The organism is Enorma massiliensis phI (assembly GCF_000311845.1).
Classification (GTDB): Bacteria; Actinomycetota; Coriobacteriia; order Coriobacteriales; family Coriobacteriaceae; genus Enorma; species Enorma massiliensis.
The window spans coordinates 185,999-202,432 of record NZ_HE978574.1; the positions used below are offsets into that span (position 1 = coordinate 185,999).

Genomic DNA, 16,434 nt, shown 5'->3' on the forward strand with positions numbered 1-16,434 from the left:
GGCTTCAGGACGCCGCATGTAGAGTCGTTCAAGTCGATGTTCTACGGCTGCGCTTCGCTGCGGGCGCTCGACGTCTCGGGGTTCGACACCTCGTCTGCCACAGACATGGGCTGGATGTTCGCCGGATGCTCCTCGCTTGCCAAGCTCGACGTCTCGGGGTTCGACACCTCCTCCGCGACGAGGCTCAACCACATGTTCTACGGCTGCTCCGCGCTCGCCGCTCTCGACGTCTCTGGTTTCGATACGTCCTCGGTTACCGACATGGGCTCCATGTTTGCTCGATGCTCATCGCTCCGGGCACTCGACGTCTCCGGCTTCATAACGTCCCACGTGGAGGCGTTTCTTGGAATGTTCTACAAGTGCACAGAGCTCGCGTTCCTCGACGTTTCCGGGCTTGACACCTCGAACGCAACCGATTTGCGGTACATGTTCGCGGATTGCTTATCGCTTGTGAACCTTAAGGGATGGCCGTTTTCCATTCCTGAGGGCACCGATCTCGCTCTCATGTTCGAAGACTGCCCCTTTTTCGAGGTGGTCGATCGTTCGTATGCCGATACCGCGGTCGATGCCGATTCTTACGCTAATGTGGGGCGCAACGACCCCTGCCCCTGCGGTAGCGGCAAGAAGTTCAAGAACTGCCACGGTAGGAACCGTTAACGGCTGAGTCAGATACATTCATTGAGGTTGCGGTCGTCGCTTGCGGTCGCAGGTCGTCTCAGGGAAGGATCGCGCTATGGCCGAAGCACTCAAGACGTTCGTCAAGGCGTTTTGCAGGGAGTTCTCGGGCGTGCCCGAGTGCCAGGTGCTCGCCTCATATGACAACGCTGTTAAATCGAAGTACGACGCGAGCCGCGTCTACCGCTTGTCGCCCCAAGACGAGCTCGCTCGAGCACAGCGGAGCTTTTCAGCGACGTCGAGGTACGCGTCGTTTGCGCATCTGGTTCGTGACCGCACGGCTCGCGGCTCTCGGGTAGCTAAGCTGTTGGACGAGAATGCGCGCGACGTCGCGCACGACCTCGAAGCGACGGGTCGAATCTTTTTGGATATCGACTTGTGGAAAGAGCTCAAGGCGAACTTCATCCGGACCGATGCGTTCCGCACGGCGTTCAGCGCGGCGCTCCAGGCCGATGGCCTCGCCTACGATTTGCCAGGCTTTTGGCAGGCCATTGATGACGAGACTGGACGGCTGGGCATGGTGCTCGCCGATAACGTTGAGACCATCAAGGACGTGCAGCGCGGAGTGATCGCAGCGTGCGTGTACGCGAGCTTGGCTGGTGCGCGCGACAACCGTCAGGAGATGGGCTTTGCCTTGCGCGAGACGCCGGTGAGTGTCGGGGGAATCGCCCCCGTCGTTACAGATTCTGCGCTGCGGGAGGCCCAGCTGGTGCCCGTCGTGATGGCTGGCCCTGATCCGCTCGACTACTCAACACAGCTCGACGACGGCGCCCGAGCAGTGACGGTCTACCGCTTTTCGGAGACGCAGGGCGCGCGTATCGGTCGCGAGGATCGCGCATGGTGCGCTGACCGCGGGCGCTGCCCAGTCGTCACCCGTGCGGCGTACGCCTCGCGGCATCACTGCGAGATCACGTTCGATTGTGGGCGCTGGACAATTGCCGACGTGGGCACCGACGGGCAGGGCAGCAGGTACGGCACGCTGGTGACGCCGACCGATCTTGAGGCGTTGCCGGTGCTGCTGCAGGGTGATAGCTGCGAATTGCACCATGGCGATCTTATCTGCATCTTTCCGCGCCGTGTGCTGTCTGGCGACTACTGTGCCGCCAACTTTTCATGGGCATCCCGCATGCGCGACGAGAACTATCGGTTCGAGGTGCTCGGGTAGACGCAGATGCACGGTTGCACAACGTGCGCGATTCGCACAGGGAGAATCGGGTCGTACGATCCGTCGAATCGAAAGGATACGACCATGCATAACCACGAAGACAAGCAACTGGGTGGTGTCGGGTTCGACCTGGGTGCCGGCTCGGGCTCCGAGATGAGCGCCGAGTCCCTTGCCCTGCCCGTTGACGAGCTATCTCATGGTGCGGCTTCCCAGGAAGCTCCGGTCGAACGCCATTCCGTCGAGGACATCTCAGATGTGCGGGATTTCATGCTCGTCGCGGCGTCCTCAAGCGAGCGCGGCGCCCGTTTGGGCAACGAGGACTGCGCTTGGTACGGGGACGACTGCGCTTGCTTGAGCGACGGGATTGGCGGCGCGCCGTTCGGCGACGTCATGTCCAGGTTGTGCTGCGGGGCGTTCGACAAGGCATGGAAATCGGCCCTCGATGCAGTCGGAGATGCGGCGGGTCGCTGGGTGCTCGGCGAGTGGTGCATGTATCAGGCGTTCGTCTCGGTAGATGCATTCGTGAGCAAGGTGTCCTCATGTTTGGGCGAGGGGTCCGGGGCAACCCTGGTCGCCGTGGCAGCGTGCGAGGGGGAGCTCGTGTTCGGCAGGATGGGCGATTCGACCGCCTACGTCCTGTGCGATGACGGTGGGCTTGAGCACGTATTCGGCAACGATCGGGGCCGCATCCGTGCGGGGGGCAATGCGCTTCGCGCCGCGATGGGATACCATGTGCTGCGAAACGGCGGCAACGCCCCCTTGCAGACAGCGAGCATGCCGATGCGGGAGGGTATGAAGATTCTTCTGTGCAGCGATGGCGTGTGGGATCAGCTGCCCGCGGCGCGCATAGCAGAGCTGCTCTCCCTCGACGGTGAGCCGTGCACGGCATCGCGCAGCATCGTCCTCGAGGCGGCAGAGGCGGGCGGCGAACGGAGCGACAACGCGACGGCAGTCGTGATTGACGTGCGCCGCAGCGAGATGCCGAGCAGGCAGCAGACACCGTGGATCTCGACGTGGTGACAGCGCTGGTGCGGGGCTGTCAGGAGTTGTTGCGGGACAAGGTTGCGCAACGGGACGATTGGGCGATGGCACACTAGCCTCGACGACCGGCAGCCAACCAGAAAGGACGTCGCCATGAAGTACAGCAACAGCCGCCGCACCAACCGCGCCTATGCCTCCTCCGCCGCCAAGCTCGACGCCGTCGAGCGCAGATTCGCCCGCTTGTTCGACGCCATCTCGTATGCTCATCCCATCATCAAGCTCCGCCTGTGGATTGCCGGCTTGAGCGGCGATTCGGTGGTCGCGCCCGCGCCGAGCGAGGTCATCGAGGCGGTCGTGTCCAAGGCGATGGGAGGGCTGGTCGACTGGGGCGGTGGCGTGACGGACATCCAGTGCCCCGACCGCTTCGAGATCCAGGTTCCCGTGTCCGCGTGGCGGATGTACTACGGGCACGGCACCGCGGAGATTTGCACGCGCATCGAGGGCGCGGTCCAGGCCAAGCTTCACCGCAAGCTCGGGTGCGACCTGTCGCCGCGCGTGACCATCTGCCCGACCATGGCGCTGCTCGACGACGAACTCATTGTGCAGTCCTTTTACTTCGATACGCTGGACGAGCAGGCGGATGTGCACGACGAAGCCGCTGGCGATGCGGCCGTGGCTGCCGGGAACGCGGCCGCGGTTGCCAACCCCGAGGGCGTCTTCAGCGGCAAGGCGGTCGTCGAGGACATGGCAGAAGCCGGCGCCACGCCCGTGATCGGCATCGCGCCCGAAGCCGGCACCGCAACCATGGCAGAGCGCGACGTCCTTGAGGCACCGTCCCTCACGCCCTGCCTCATGACGGAAGCCCCCCTTGGCATCCTGGCGTTCGGTCACAAGCGCTATCCGCTCCGCGATGGCATGACGGTTGGCGTCAAGCGCAGCGACGGTTCCGACCAGGCGGATATCATGCTGCCGTATTCCGAGGACTTCTACCTGGTGTCCCGCAGGCACGGGCGCCTTGCTTACGATACGGCGCAGGAGATATGGCGCTTCGAGCAGCTGGGTTCCAACGGCACCACGGTGGTGCGCGACGGGCGGATCGTGGCTACGCTCGAGCGGGGTGACTCCGTGGTGCTGCGCGACGGCGACGGCTTGCTGTTCGCCGGCGCGCGCCAGCAGATCACCTTCTTACTATCCTCCGAAAGCCGCACGGTCTGCCTTGATGCGGCATAAAGCCCTTCGCGCCGCCTGGGCAGGGCATTCGTTCAGGCGGCGTTCCCGCCGAGCCTGCTTTTCGAGAAAGGGTATCCGATGACGAAGTCCTCTTTGGTATACGCGTCGATCTACGAGACGCAGCCGGCCACCGGCGAGGCGCTTGCCGAGGATTGCACCGCGCTGGTCGTGTTCGGCGCCACGCCGTGGGACTGCGCGCGTTCCAGCTATGCAGAGGGAAACGTGCTGTACCGACTCAAGCTTCTCTCCGGTCCTTTCAAGGTTCCGGAAACGGGGTATCCGTCCATCGTCGAGCCCGCAGACGATCCCGAGATGCCCGAGGCCAACACCGTGCGCTGGGCTCAGCCGTGGAGCGGCGTCGCGCGCGCCTTCGTCACGGCGCCCATTGCCCCGGTCAGCATGCGGGGCTGGTTTGCGGGTTGCCGGGAACTGCAGAGCATCGAGGGTCTCTCTCTGGTCGATACGTCGCGCGTCACGAACATGGCGAACCTGTTCAGCGCGTGTTCGTCGCTGCAGACGCTGGACGTCTCCCATTTCGACACATCACAGGTGACCGACATGAGCAACATGTTCAACGGGTGCGACGAGCTCATCGCAATCGATGTGTCGGGGTTCGACACCGCACGAGTTCGCGATTTCACGTCGATGTTCGCGAGCTGCTCGAAGCTCACGTGGCTCGATGTTTCGGGATTCGATACCTCGTCTGCCGCTGCCATGACGAACATGTTCAGCCAGTGCCGCAGGCTCAGGTCGCTCGACCTGTCGCGGTTCGAGACGGTCGGCGTGCGTCGCATGAGCGGGATGTTCTGGGGCTGCGCGGAGCTTGAATGGGTTGACCTATCGGGCTTCGATACCTCCGCCGTGCGCGACTTCTTCCTCATGTTCGCCGACTGTAAGAGACTGACGAGCCTGGATCTATCCTCGTTCGACTTCTCGTCTGCTAAGAACCTGAATCTGATGTTCCGCGACTGCGCGAACCTGCGGCACCTGGCACTGCCCGAGGCGCCGATCCGTTGGGCGGACACGGTCAAGATGCGGGGCACCCTTGAGGGATGCGTCGCTTTGGACGAGGAATCGCGCGCTGCGGCGGCTCGTATAGGCCTCGAAGCATAGGTGGTGGCGCATAAGTTATCCACGTGGATAATTCGGCCAATAGTCGACCAAATCGCCTGGCAATTCCGGCCATGAAAAACAAAAAAGCTCGGAGGCCGTATGACCTCCGAGCTGTGCGTGCTTGGTCGCGGGGGCAGGATTTGAACCTACGACCTTCGGGTTATGATGGGCTTAAAAAATATCACCTGATAAAGCACCCTGTCACAGTATTTCACCTGATAAATCGCAGTTTCGCTTTTCACGGTATTTAACCCCATTTCACCCTGTTTCACCGCCTGATGTACATACAATCGTACATACAACTTTGCGAGACTTTCACGGTATTTAACCCTGTTCCACTTGCTCGCGGAGCGCCGTCAGGTCGGTGAAGTCGGTGTAGCGAGACCGGTTCATCTCGGGCGAGTGGCCGAAGTAGGCAGCGCGGCGCTCGACCGGCACGTGCTTGTCAGCCCACTCGGAGTTGAGCGTTGTGCGCCACACGTGCGTGCCCACCTCGCGCAGAAGCGGGATGTCGAGCTCGTCTGCGAGCTCGTCGTAGAACGCGCGGACGGCCTTCTGGCAGTTGCCGCGCTCCCACACCTTGCCGGTCACGGGCGTGGGGAACAGCGGGGTGTCGGGCTCCTTCGGGAGCCTGCGCAGGCGGCGGCGCAGGCGCTTGACCACGCGCTCGTCGAAGACGGGCACCTCGCGGCCGCGCTTGGTCTTCGACGCCTCGGGCAGCACCTCGAGAATGAACATGCCGTCGCGCGTGTAGACGTTCTCGCGCTTGAGCAGGCGGCACTCGCCGACGCGAAGGCCGCAGGTGGCCTGCGTGAGCGTCATGTCGATCAGGTTGAGCCGTTTCGCGGTCATCTGCTCGGCGGACCAGCGCTTTCGCGCGGGCGCATTCGGATCCATCTTGAGCAGGTGGTTGACCACGCGGCGGCGCTCCTCCGCGCTCAAAGCCTGCCCGCCCTCGGGCTTGTCTTCGCCGCGGTGCGGCTTGACCATCTCGTCGGGTACCGTGACCTCGAGCGTGAGCGGGCGAAGCGGGTTCGACGCGATGACCTGCCGGTTTCGCGCGACCTCCATGACGTAGCGGCTCACGATCTTGGCGGACTGCTTGGCAGACGGGTTGCCGTGATTCACCGCAATGTCCTTGAATATGCTGCTGAGCGTCGCCGGCACGATGGCGTCCTTGATGAGCATGCCTTGCGTGCGCTCATGGAAGAGAGTGAGGCAGCGCAGGTAGCGCGCCTGCGTCCTCGGCCTGAGCGGCGAGGCGTACTCGTTGGCCTTGACGCTCGCGATGCAGACCTTATCGACGAACTCGCCCATGTCGTTGTACATGTTCCAGTTGCCGCTGCCCGGCAGAAGGTGTAGGTCGCGCAGCTTCCGCGCGTGCGCCCGCGCCTGCTGCGTGCACGCGCGGGTGTCGTTCCCGACCGTGCGGGTGCAGTGCTTCGATACGGTGCCGTCGAGGTTGATGTACCATTGCATTTCACAAAAGGTCTTCTTGTACGTGACCTTGTGACCCTTGACGGTCTTGGTTTTCTCCTTGGTGTATTTTCTCGGCTTCGATTCGGCGATGTTGTCTTCGCCGATTTCCAAACGTCGACGTGACATAGATGCTCCTTAGAGGTCTGATGTACATACAATTCTAGCGCAAAATGCGATTGACGCGTGATGAGCGTAGTGATACATTAAGCGTGAACCGTATACAGCAGGGGCGGCGGGATGACCACCCGCTAAGTCTCGAAGAGCATCGCTCCATAAGCACCGGGGTTCGTCGTCCGGCCGGAGCACTCGCCGACCGCTCGGCACAGGATGTGCAGCGGTGAACCGCGACAGCGCGGAAGGACTGGCGACCGAGCCCCGCCTTTCGGAACTATCAGTCGAGCACCGAAACTGACCCTTGAGGAGGGTAGTTTCGTATGTCGACTTCTCCATTCGTATCCAAACGCGGTAGGGCGTTCATCGTCAGTCTTGACGATCTCGACGTCCTCGCCGTCGACGAGCACCGCGCCGCCGAGTTGCTTTCGCTCTCGGTCGGTACCCTGCGCAATTGGCGCTGCCGTCGCTCGAAGAACGGCCCGAAGTGGGCGCGTCTCGGCGGCCGCGTCGTGTACCCGGTTGACGAACTCAAGGCGTGGCTGAGCAGCTGCACCTTTGAGCGCTAGGTGACGGGTGGCTGATTCCTATGATTAAAAAGGAAGAAGCCCGCCCCACGCCTGCCAGCGTATCCGGGACGGACTTCAACAACGAAACTAGTTGTGATATTACCGCAACTAATGTTTCGGATACAACCATAAGAAAATCTAATAGCGATAAACACGCAGCGCACACGTCTGTCGACGTGACCGACGCGGTCGACTACGCCTCCGAGTCCGTGGCAGTGGACGATGAGGCGCATGACTCCGCGGCTGCGGGCACCCATGGAGCCCAGCTCACGTCAGAGGATGACGGCTCGGATGCTGACGGCTATTACCGTGTGAACCGCTATATCCGCGCGCGCCAGCCCAAGATCATGTCGAAGTCGCTATTCCAGATCAGCGTTTCGCAGCTCGTGGTCGACGACATCGTCGCCAAAGCCACGAACATGAAGGTCGATCTTCCGCCGTTACCGAAGAAGCTCGATGACGAGGACGAGATGGAGCGCTGGAACGACGAGTACGCGGCGTATCAGCGGCAGATTATGCCGCCTGCGTTCGCATGCGAACAGCTCGTGCCCGAGTTCCGCCGCTACTGCGAGAAGTGGGCCGACGGCCGCTTCCCGGGCGCGAAGGAATCCATGGCCGTCATCGACGCCGTGCTCAAGCGCGAGACGAGGGTCTACGACCCGAAGCAGAAGAAGAACCCGTGGGTCAAGGTGCCTTCGGGCATGATTCCCTTGTATCAGCGCGACTACGATAAGCGCGTCAATCCGGGCCATTTCTCGATGCCCTATATCGTTGCCCAGCTGCTCATGTGGGAGGGCGAGTCGTTCGGCTCCCGTTACATCTACGGCGTGGACGGCGAGCGCGGCGAGGGCATGTTGATGCAGCGCGACACGTCGAACCGGGGCCCGTACCGCATCATCGAGGCACCCCTCGGCCCGAAAGAGGCGAGCCCCGAGCTCATGCAGATGGTGCAGCCGTTCCTTCCGGGGTGCACGCACGAGACGGCCATCGAGGTCTACAAGCAGCTCGTGCAGCTCGTGCCGCATATCTCCGTCAAGCGCGAAGATCCGCGTCTTGTTGCGCTAGGCAGTGGGTGGATGATTGACCCGGTGACGAAGCGCGGCCGCCGCATGACCGATGACGACGTCATCAATGGCTGCCTCGCCGGCCTCACGTTCGGCTGCAACGAGGATGGCACCATCGAGCGTGTGCCCTACCCTTACATCTGCGAGGACGGCACCGTCGTCTACGACGACCCGACCTTGGCCGAGGAGCACGGCGGCGTGGCGTTCGACCCGCTCTCGTGGCTCGAGCAGATTATGCCCGACCCGCTCGGGCGCGAGGCATGGTGGAGCGTCGTGCAGGCATCGGCGACCCCCGCCGTAGACCGCTCGCAGGGCGTGATTTTCAACGGAAAGCCGCGCGCCGGAAAGGGCACCACGCTGGAGATCGTCCGCGAGGCCTACGGCGCCGAAGACGCCCGCCGCGGCGTCATCGCAGGTACGGCGCTCGACCAGATGGGAAAGCCCGAGTACGTCACCATGACGCGCGGCGCATCGGTGCTGTTGAGCGACGAATCGAACCCATCGGGCTACGTCAACGACTCCGGCTATATCAAGGCCTGGATCACGAACGACATCATTGTGTCCCGAGACCTGTACAAGAGCGCCGTCATGTGGCGCAACCATGCCCTCGGCATCTGGTGTCTTAACAGTGAAGTGGGATTCAACGACAAGTCCGAGGCCATGTACACGCGCATGTACATCATCCAATTCACGCAGAGCTGGGCGGGCCGCGAGGATCGTCGGTTGCGCGATTGGGCGAAGCATCCGGCCGTCGTGAATTGGATCTACTACCACGCCATCGCCGAGATGGACTTCATTGGGAAGTTTGAGGAGAACGCCTACACGCTCGCCGCGAAACAGAAGTACCAGTTCGCGACCGACCCGCTGCGTCAGTTCGTCGATGAGGAGCTGCCGAAGCTCGGCAAGAGGACGCCGCTCGAGCAGGTATACGATATGTACAAGTGCTGGGCTCAGCACAACAACCCGACGGGCAAGCCTGTCGGCAAGACCAAGTTCTGCGATAGTCTCGAGGAGATCGTCGAGAAGGGCGACAAGTTCTATGTGCCCCGCGATTCCGCAGGTAAACGTGCGGCCTACGACGTCCGCAAGAACTGCAACCCGGACGAGTCGGCGCAGTACCTCGAGGACGCGACGCTGTACTGCACGCGACGTGAGAGCGGCGAGTGGACGCCCACGAAGCTCCATGCATGGTGCCGTCGCTCGACGCTCCCTGACAGCCGCAAGCGCGGGTGGCTCTTCCGCGTGGACGACGGATTCGACGGCGGTAACAACGGCTCCGATGACACGCCCGAGACCACGCCCGACGACACGTCTACGTGCACGTTTGAGGAGGCGAAGCCGCTGTTGGATGCCGTCGAGGCCTCCGGGGCGTCCATCATCGCCGACGTGGGCGGCGAGCTCGACCCCATCGAGCTCTATTGCGCGCCTGCGACCGAGCAGGAGTGGGTCGCGGCTGGTCGCGTGAGCGCGCTGCTGAAAAGCGAGGGCCTGTTCCCGATCGGCGACTACACTCCCGTCGGCACGGGCCGCAACGCGCCGAATAATCACGCGGGCCGTGAGCTGATGTTGCACGTGCCCGGCATCGGCCCGTGCGTTCTCACGCCGGACTACCCCGATCGCGCCCGGAGCGAGCTGCTGAGCCGGATGCAGAGGGTCACGACCGATGATATTCTCCGCATCAGCGAGGATGATACGAGCCACGAAACCCCAGCTCAGACGCTCGACCAGCCGTCAGCGCCCGCTGACGACGAGGAGAAGGCCCCCGCGTCCACCGGTGAGCCCGCCCATGCGAACGAGCCGCCAGCAGGCTCTGGGGCGGCCACGCCGCCCGATGACGCGCGGCAGGATGCCCCGCAGGAGTCCGCCGAGCCGGCACCCGGCCCCGACCCCGCCTCGAGCGCGCCCTAGCGCTCGCTCACGCACGACCAGCCCGCGTGTCCCGCGTGGTGCGCGGGCTTCCCGACACCTACCCGTGAACAGGAGAACTACCATGACTGCTAACCTCACTACCACTAACGCCCCGGCGTTCCAGCCGGCTATCCCGTGGGCCCCGGTCCCGGTCGGCCCTATCGAGGCTGCTGGGCAGCCGTTCGAGATCGACCTCGACGCCTGTCAGCCCGCGAACGAGGTCGCGGCTGCGTGCGAGCCTGACGTTCCTCGCCCGAGCCGCGCCGACTGTTACCACAGCGAGCTCGACGAGCTTGAGGCCGAGGCCGACGCTTTCGTTGAACGCGAACTCGAAGCCCAAGATGAAGCCATCAACCGTCATGTTGAGGCCAAGCACGCGCTTGAACTCGAAGCCATCGCTGAGCGCGTTCGTGCTGAGTGCTCCGATTCTGCTGTCACTTGGAGTTGTTGCATCGTCACGGCGCAGGACGGTGACACCGCCAACGACCATCGTCATCGCATCCTCATTGACGATACGTTCGCGGAGGATTTCAAGGAGGGCGGTGCGCGCTACGCCGTTCTGAGCTGTTTGGTGCGCGAGTTGTATTCGTACACGTTCCCGAGCTGTTCTGAGTGCGGGTGTGAGGACCTGAGCACGTGCGGCGGCTGCGAGGTCTGCATTCCTCTGTGGGCGGTTGACCCGGTTGAGGCTGCCGCCAACGCGCTCGACAACCTCAACGACCGCGCGGATTAGCGCTTCCTCACGGCCCGTGCACTGGGTCGTGTGGTGCGCCCGTCGGTGTTCGGGCGTGTGAGCGAAACGTGACAGAAAACGACTGTAAGGAGTGAGTGAACGATGAGCGATCAGATGGCCGAGGGCACGCAGCAGCAGACCATCGTGTCGGCTGCCGATGTGCGCGAGGGCATGGCAGGCGCGACCGCGAACGAGGCAGCCGTGAGTGCCGACGAGGTCACGGACAAGTCCGCTGCGGGCGGTGAGAGCGGCGTCCATCAGACGCCGCTCGAGGCGGCCGAGGAGCGTGTTGCAGAGCTCGAGGGTCTTCTCGAGCACCAGGACGCGAAGATTCAGAAGGTGAAGGCGGATCACCGCCGCCGCCTGAAGAATCTGAACGCCGAACGCAACACGCTCGAGCAGGCGCTCGATGCTGCGCGCATCGCAGCGGAGAACGAGCGGCTGCGTTCCGAGCTCGAGCGCATCCGTCGCGCGGGCTCGCGCGCGTAAGCGCCGGCATGCGGGCATCAGTCCCGCACGCGGCGCGCACGCGCGAGCGCGGCGAGCGAGCACGGCAGTCCCCCGGCAGTGGGGCGTTAGTGCACGCGAGGCCGCGCATGTGTCGCCGCGCCGTCGACGTTGCGAGCACATCGGTGCGAGCAACAAGACGGGCGCGGTGACACAGGCCGCGAGCACATCGGTGCGAGCGGCTTTTGGGACGGCGCATCGTCGCCGGCCGAGGGGGTGCCCCTGCGGCGGGGAGCGCAGCTCCCCGAGAGCAGGCCCATCGACGTTTTGGAGCCGCATCATGCGGCTTAAAAACGTCTATGGGCGCACATCTTAGACGTTTGCGCCGCGGGGTTCTCCCGCGGCGTCAAACCCAGCGCCCCTTGGCGCACGCACTCGGCTCGGCCGAGGGCGTTTTGTCAGCACGCGAAGCGTGCGGAGCGAAGCCCGAGCCGTTGCTCGGAGCGAGCGTTTTCGCTCCAGCGGGCTCATGCCCGCACGAGCACGCGAGCTCCGCGAGCGGGCGCGTTCGCTCCACGCACGCCTTTGCGTGCCAAGCGCGACGAGCGTTGTGAGCCGCGCGCCTCATGTTCCTGCGAGCTGATGCTCGCGATGTTTTCGTTCACGGGCTCATGCCCGCGAAGAGATCTGTTCACGCCTCATGGCGGAAGGAGATGGTCACAGATGTCGTTCGGATGCGGCGTTACCGCGGCGAAGCTCGCGGCCCCCGGCGCGCCCCGCTCGAAGAACTCGATCCCCTACGACAAGGCATGCGAGGAGTTCGGCGACGAGCGCGCGAGCGTGTCGGATAACCTCGACACGTCGCGCTCGCACATGAACACGTACTCGTTCCCGGAGGGGTGCGGCACGTCGGGCGCGGCGCTTGCCGACTGGTTCGTGCGGAAGCGCGACGAGTACTCCGCGAAGCGTCAGGCCGAGGGCGGGCGCAAGCTCTCCGCGCTCGCTCCCGTCGGCGGCGCGTTCATCATCACGCCGGACGAGGAGGAGGTCGCGACGTGGGACGCGAAGAAGCGCGAGAAGTTCGTCGAGGACGCGCTCGAATCGCTCGGCATATGGATGGGCCACGGGGAGGAGCACGAGCCCGACGCGTACGCCGTCCACGTCGACGAGGGCGCGATGGCCGAGCGCGGCCTCACGCGCTCAGACGAGCTCGGCGACTGCGGGCTTCACATCCACGTCGCAGACCGCATGCTGACCGAGGACGGGCGCTATCTCTCGCGCGAGACGATGAGCCCCGGGCGCATCCGCGAGATGCATCGCGTGTTCGTGAAGGAGATGAACTCGCGCGGCTGGGACATCACCGAGCACAAGTCGGCCGCCCAGCACAAGCGCGACGGCGACGAGGTGCTGCCCGCGGGCATGTCCGCGAACAAGTTCAAGCGAGTCAGGAAATGGGAGACGAAGAAGAAGCGCGAGCTTCAGGCGGAGCGTGAAGGGCTTGATGCGGAAAAGTCGCAGCTCGCAGAAGGTCAGGCGACGCTCGCCGAGGGCCAATCGCAGCTCGCCGATGATCGTGAGGCGCTCGAGAGCGACCGCGAGCAGCTGGGCCTCGACCGGCAGGCGCTCGAGGACGCGCAGGCACGGCTCAGGGCCGACGAGGACGCGCACGCCATGCGCGTCATGCGGAGCCATCGCGCGCTCGACCGAGCGCGCGCGGCGAACGCCATCGACCGCGAGGGCTGGGAGCCGCCCACGACCGCCAAGCTCTTCACGCCCGCGCAGCTCGCGGGCAATGCGCTCGCGCTGTGGCGGCTCGTCTACGAGGGCGACGGCTCCGGCCTCACCGGCGACTGGGCCGACCTCTCGCGGTACGAGGATGAGAGCGGCGAGCTCGACGTCGAGCGGGCGCGCGCCCTGCTTGACACAGCCATGACCGGCGCGCTGGGCGGCGACGCCAAGGGCTGCGCCGTCACGAGCGCCGAGGGCGCGTGGTGGGTCACGGACGTGCCGGCTTCCGCGCGCGACGCGCTCTACGAGAGCGACCGCGCCCAGGCCGTCCGCCGCTACGCTCGCGACGAGCTCGAGCCGCGCCTGCTTGTGCTGAACGAGCGCGGCGAGGACGTCAACGAGCCGCAGCGGGGCGTCGAGGGGCGGTCCGACCTCGTCGCGCAGTGCATCCAGAAGCTCGAGGTCGACCAGCGCTCGCTCGACGAGCGCGCGGCCGAGCTCCGCGTCCGCGAGACCGAGCTCGACGAGCGTAGCGCGAACCTCGATCAAGAGCTCGCGGAGAAGCGGCGCGAGCTGAGGCTCGCGAAGACGGAGCTCGAGACGACGAGCCGCGCCGTCGAGGCGCGCAACGCCGACCTCGCTTCGGCGAACGCGGAGCTCGACCGAGCCAACCGGGACGCGGCGAGCGTCCGCGCGGCAGCCGAGCGCGACGCGGCGAACACCCGCGCCGACGCACGGGCGCGCGCCTACTCCGAAGCGAAGGATGAGGCCGCAGGGCGCATCGAGCAGTTCCTCGGCAGCGTTGTGGGGCGGGCATCCAGCATCGCCTACCACGTGCTGGGCTACATGCGTCGTGAGATGAACCTCGGTCCTGCGTTCGACGCCGCCGCGAAGACCTGCATGGATACGCTGAACAGCCTGTCCGATCAGGACGTGCGCGACGCGCAGTGGGGCGCGGACCCGAAGGACAGCAACACCAACCGCATCCAGCGCGGCGTGTCGAGGTTCTTCCGCGAGAAGCTGAACGGCAGGCTGGACGAGGTTGCTCGCGAGAGCGGGCCGGCAGGCACCATGTCCTCGAGCTTCCGTCCCGCACGCGAGCGCGACGGCGGATACGGCGATTCGGGGGCCGCCTAGCGGCGCTGACGGCGCGTGCGTGAGCGACCGGGCACTCCCGTACGCGCTCGCCCGCATCGGGCTGTCAGCGGGCTTCCAGGCACCGCATACGCGTTTTAGCTGCGTGATCGCAAGTTTTCTATCCCGAGCTCGCGTGCAGAGAAGACGGGTATCGTGGCGGAAACGACAAGATTTCGAAGGAGGTGATTTTGTTGGAGACTTCAACCATCGACCCCATGGAGGCGCTCGTCGTCGAGGCCCTCCACGACCTCGGGGTGGACGACGGCGGCGTCGCCGACCTCACGGGCATGCATGTTCACGACATCGCCGTGATGGTCGCCGAGCGCGAGCGCCAGCGCGCCTACGAGCGCGGCCGCGCGCTCGCCTTGTCCGCTGCGAACGCCCGGCTCAACCGTCAGGTGGCCGTTCTCGAGCGTAAGCTCCAGGCCGCAGGCGAATAACGGCGCGGCGCACCGGGCCGCCGAAAAAAAGAAACGGGAGGCCATCGGCCTCCCGTTTCGCTATAGAGGGGTGTTCCCGGAAACCCGCTACACGTCCTCCTCGATGACGACATAGGTCGCCACGACGCGGGCGGGGTCGTAGTACATGCTGGCGCCCTTCTCGAGGTCGACGGTCTCGCCCGGGCGGACGTACTCGACCGTGATCTCTCCGTAGTTTAACGCCTCGTCGTTGGTGCTATCGTTGAGCCCCATGGTCGCGGGGGTGCCGTCGGCGTTCTCGGCGCGCAGGTGGACGGTCGCGCGGCGCCAGCGGACGTCGGTGTTGTTGGTGATGGAGCCCGTGATGGAGCCGTCGGGCGAGAGCTCGATCTCGACGCCGCAGTCCTCGGGGGTGAGGAGCTGCTCGCCGCTCCCGAGCCCGCGGGTGCTGCCGACCTCGAACTCGATGTTCTCGACCTCGTCGAGCCGGAACTCCTGGGTGTCGCCCTGGTCGGGGGTGTAGCTCGCCACGACGCCGGAGGGGTACTCCGGGATGATCGTCACCGTGTTCTCGCCGGGCTGGAGGTAGGCGATGGCCCCGCCGTACACGCCCGGCTCCCAGGCGACGAGGTTGAGGTCGGCGTTGACGGTGCCCTCGTCGCCGTACTCGTCGGTGATGGCGATGTCGCCGGTCGCGTCGAAGCCGACGCTCGTCGCGATCTCGCCGGTGTTGTTGGTGATCGAGACCTCGAGGCGCGGGCCGAGGTCCCCGTCGGTGAGGAGCCTGACCTCGCCGACCTCGAAGTCCTCGTAGACGGTCTCGGAGGTGCCGCTCTGGTCCTGCTCGGCGACGTGGGCAGGCGTCGCGGTGAGCAGGCGCCACGCCGAAAAGCCCGCTGCCGCGACGAGGACGACTGCGACGGCGGCGACGAGCGGCTTCTTGGAGCGCTTCTTGGGCTTCTCGGGCGCCGCCGTGGGCGCTACCCGGACGGGGGCGGGGGCGCTGTCCGCGGGCTCGCCGGGCAGCTCGTAGATGGGCGCCTCGGGTGCGGCGGCTTCAGTCGCGGGGGCCGAGGCGGGCTCGGTGGCCGTGGGGAGCGCGGCTCCGCAGCTCGGGCAGAATGCCGAGCCCTCGGGGGATTCCTTGCCGCATTTCGGGCAGAACATGGTCTTCCTCCTCTGATCTTTGCTTTCGAAAGGGGCTTGTCGCGGCGCGGGCGCCGCCGCGCTCCCGCGGCCTTACCGCGGCGCGGTGTACGCGTAGATGTTGCGCGCGGGCGTGCCGTCGTCCCAGCAGTTGGCGAAGGCCACGGTCTCGCCGTCCTGCTGGAACTCGATGTAGGTGGTGTACGCGTCCGCGCCCTCCCAGTAGGTGGGCTCGCCGACCGTGTAGGTGATGGACGGGTCGTCCGGCACTTTGAGCGCGGCGCGGGCCGTGGCGACGAACGCCGCCTCGTCGTCGGCGGGCTGCGTGGTCGCTGCCTCGGCCTCTGCGGACTTGAGGGTGATGGTGGCGAAGTCGGGGTCGGTCACGCCGTTGGCGACGGAGACGAACGTGTCGCCCTCGAAGTAGCCGTCGGTGGCGAAGAACGGCGCGCCGACGGCGAAGAGGTACACCCCGCTGCCGTCGGGCGCGGTGCCGACGTTCGTGGTGTAGCGGTCCTGCCAGGGGCCG

The 16,434-nt window shown here is 65.2% G+C and carries 14 protein-coding genes; 11 read left to right on the plus strand and 3 right to left on the minus strand.

Annotated elements, in window-relative coordinates; all coding sequences use genetic code 11:
• The 5 genes from HGEM_RS10295 to HGEM_RS09615 form a co-directional block, all read left to right on the plus strand.
• The coding region (locus HGEM_RS10295; RefSeq protein WP_019127484.1) for a BspA family leucine-rich repeat surface protein at window positions 1-657 on the plus strand (657 nt) is incomplete at its 5' end.
• A gap of 76 nt (window positions 658-733) precedes the next feature.
• The gene (locus HGEM_RS00750; RefSeq protein WP_019127485.1) at window positions 734-1,840 is read left to right on the plus strand and encodes an FHA domain-containing protein; all 1,107 of its coding nucleotides are present in this window, start codon (window positions 734-736) and stop codon (window positions 1,838-1,840) included.
• Window positions 1,841-1,924: 84 nt separating this feature from the next.
• Window positions 1,925-2,860: a PP2C family protein-serine/threonine phosphatase gene (locus HGEM_RS00755; RefSeq protein WP_019127486.1), complete on the plus strand. Its 936-nt coding sequence runs from the start codon at window positions 1,925-1,927 to the stop codon at window positions 2,858-2,860.
• A gap of 114 nt (window positions 2,861-2,974) precedes the next feature.
• Window positions 2,975-4,051 (plus strand): FHA domain-containing protein, encoded by a 1,077-nt coding sequence (locus HGEM_RS00760; RefSeq protein WP_019127487.1) that lies wholly within the window; start codon window positions 2,975-2,977, stop codon window positions 4,049-4,051.
• 78 nt (window positions 4,052-4,129) lie between these two features.
• On the plus strand, window positions 4,130-5,164 hold the full coding sequence (locus HGEM_RS09615) for a BspA family leucine-rich repeat surface protein (RefSeq protein WP_019127488.1): 1,035 nt from the start codon (window positions 4,130-4,132) through the stop codon (window positions 5,162-5,164).
• Window positions 5,165-5,488: 324 nt separating this feature from the next.
• On the opposite strand, the gene HGEM_RS00770 is transcribed toward HGEM_RS09615, so the two are convergent.
• Window positions 5,489-6,769: a tyrosine-type recombinase/integrase gene (locus HGEM_RS00770; RefSeq protein ID WP_230197195.1), complete on the minus strand. Its 1,281-nt coding sequence runs from the start codon at window positions 6,767-6,769 to the stop codon at window positions 5,489-5,491.
• A 308-nt stretch (window positions 6,770-7,077) separates the two neighbouring features.
• Between HGEM_RS00770 and HGEM_RS00775 the strand changes: the two genes are divergently transcribed.
• The 6 genes from HGEM_RS00775 to HGEM_RS00800 all read left to right on the plus strand — a co-directional run bounded on the left by HGEM_RS00775 (window position 7,078) and on the right by HGEM_RS00800 (window position 14,780).
• Entirely contained in the window at window positions 7,078-7,323 is a 246-nt protein-coding gene (locus HGEM_RS00775) for a helix-turn-helix transcriptional regulator (protein ID WP_019127490.1), read from the plus strand.
• Between the two features lie 20 nt (window positions 7,324-7,343).
• Window positions 7,344-10,295, plus strand: a complete 2,952-nt coding sequence (locus tag HGEM_RS00780) for a primase-like DNA-binding domain-containing protein (RefSeq protein WP_230197196.1) — start codon at window positions 7,344-7,346, stop codon at window positions 10,293-10,295.
• Window positions 10,296-10,377: 82 nt separating this feature from the next.
• Complete coding sequence (locus HGEM_RS00785; protein ID WP_019127491.1) at window positions 10,378-11,028, plus strand: hypothetical protein; 651 nt, start codon at window positions 10,378-10,380, stop codon at window positions 11,026-11,028.
• Between the two features lie 102 nt (window positions 11,029-11,130).
• A complete protein-coding gene (locus HGEM_RS00790; RefSeq protein WP_019127492.1) occupies window positions 11,131-11,517 on the plus strand; it encodes a hypothetical protein in 387 nt (128 codons plus the stop codon).
• A gap of 681 nt (window positions 11,518-12,198) precedes the next feature.
• Complete coding sequence (locus HGEM_RS00795) at window positions 12,199-14,340, plus strand: hypothetical protein (RefSeq protein ID WP_020424273.1); 2,142 nt, start codon at window positions 12,199-12,201, stop codon at window positions 14,338-14,340.
• Between the two features lie 188 nt (window positions 14,341-14,528).
• Complete coding sequence (locus tag HGEM_RS00800; protein WP_230197197.1) at window positions 14,529-14,780, plus strand: hypothetical protein; 252 nt, start codon at window positions 14,529-14,531, stop codon at window positions 14,778-14,780.
• A gap of 87 nt (window positions 14,781-14,867) precedes the next feature.
• Here the strand turns inward: HGEM_RS00800 and HGEM_RS00805 are convergent, their stop codons facing one another.
• Window positions 14,868-15,926, minus strand: coding sequence for a zinc ribbon domain-containing protein (locus HGEM_RS00805; protein ID WP_035100499.1), 1,059 nt, complete (start codon window positions 15,924-15,926; stop codon window positions 14,868-14,870).
• Window positions 15,927-15,998: 72 nt separating this feature from the next.
• The coding region (locus HGEM_RS10300; RefSeq protein ID WP_035100501.1) for a hypothetical protein at window positions 15,999-16,434 on the minus strand (436 nt) is incomplete at its 5' end.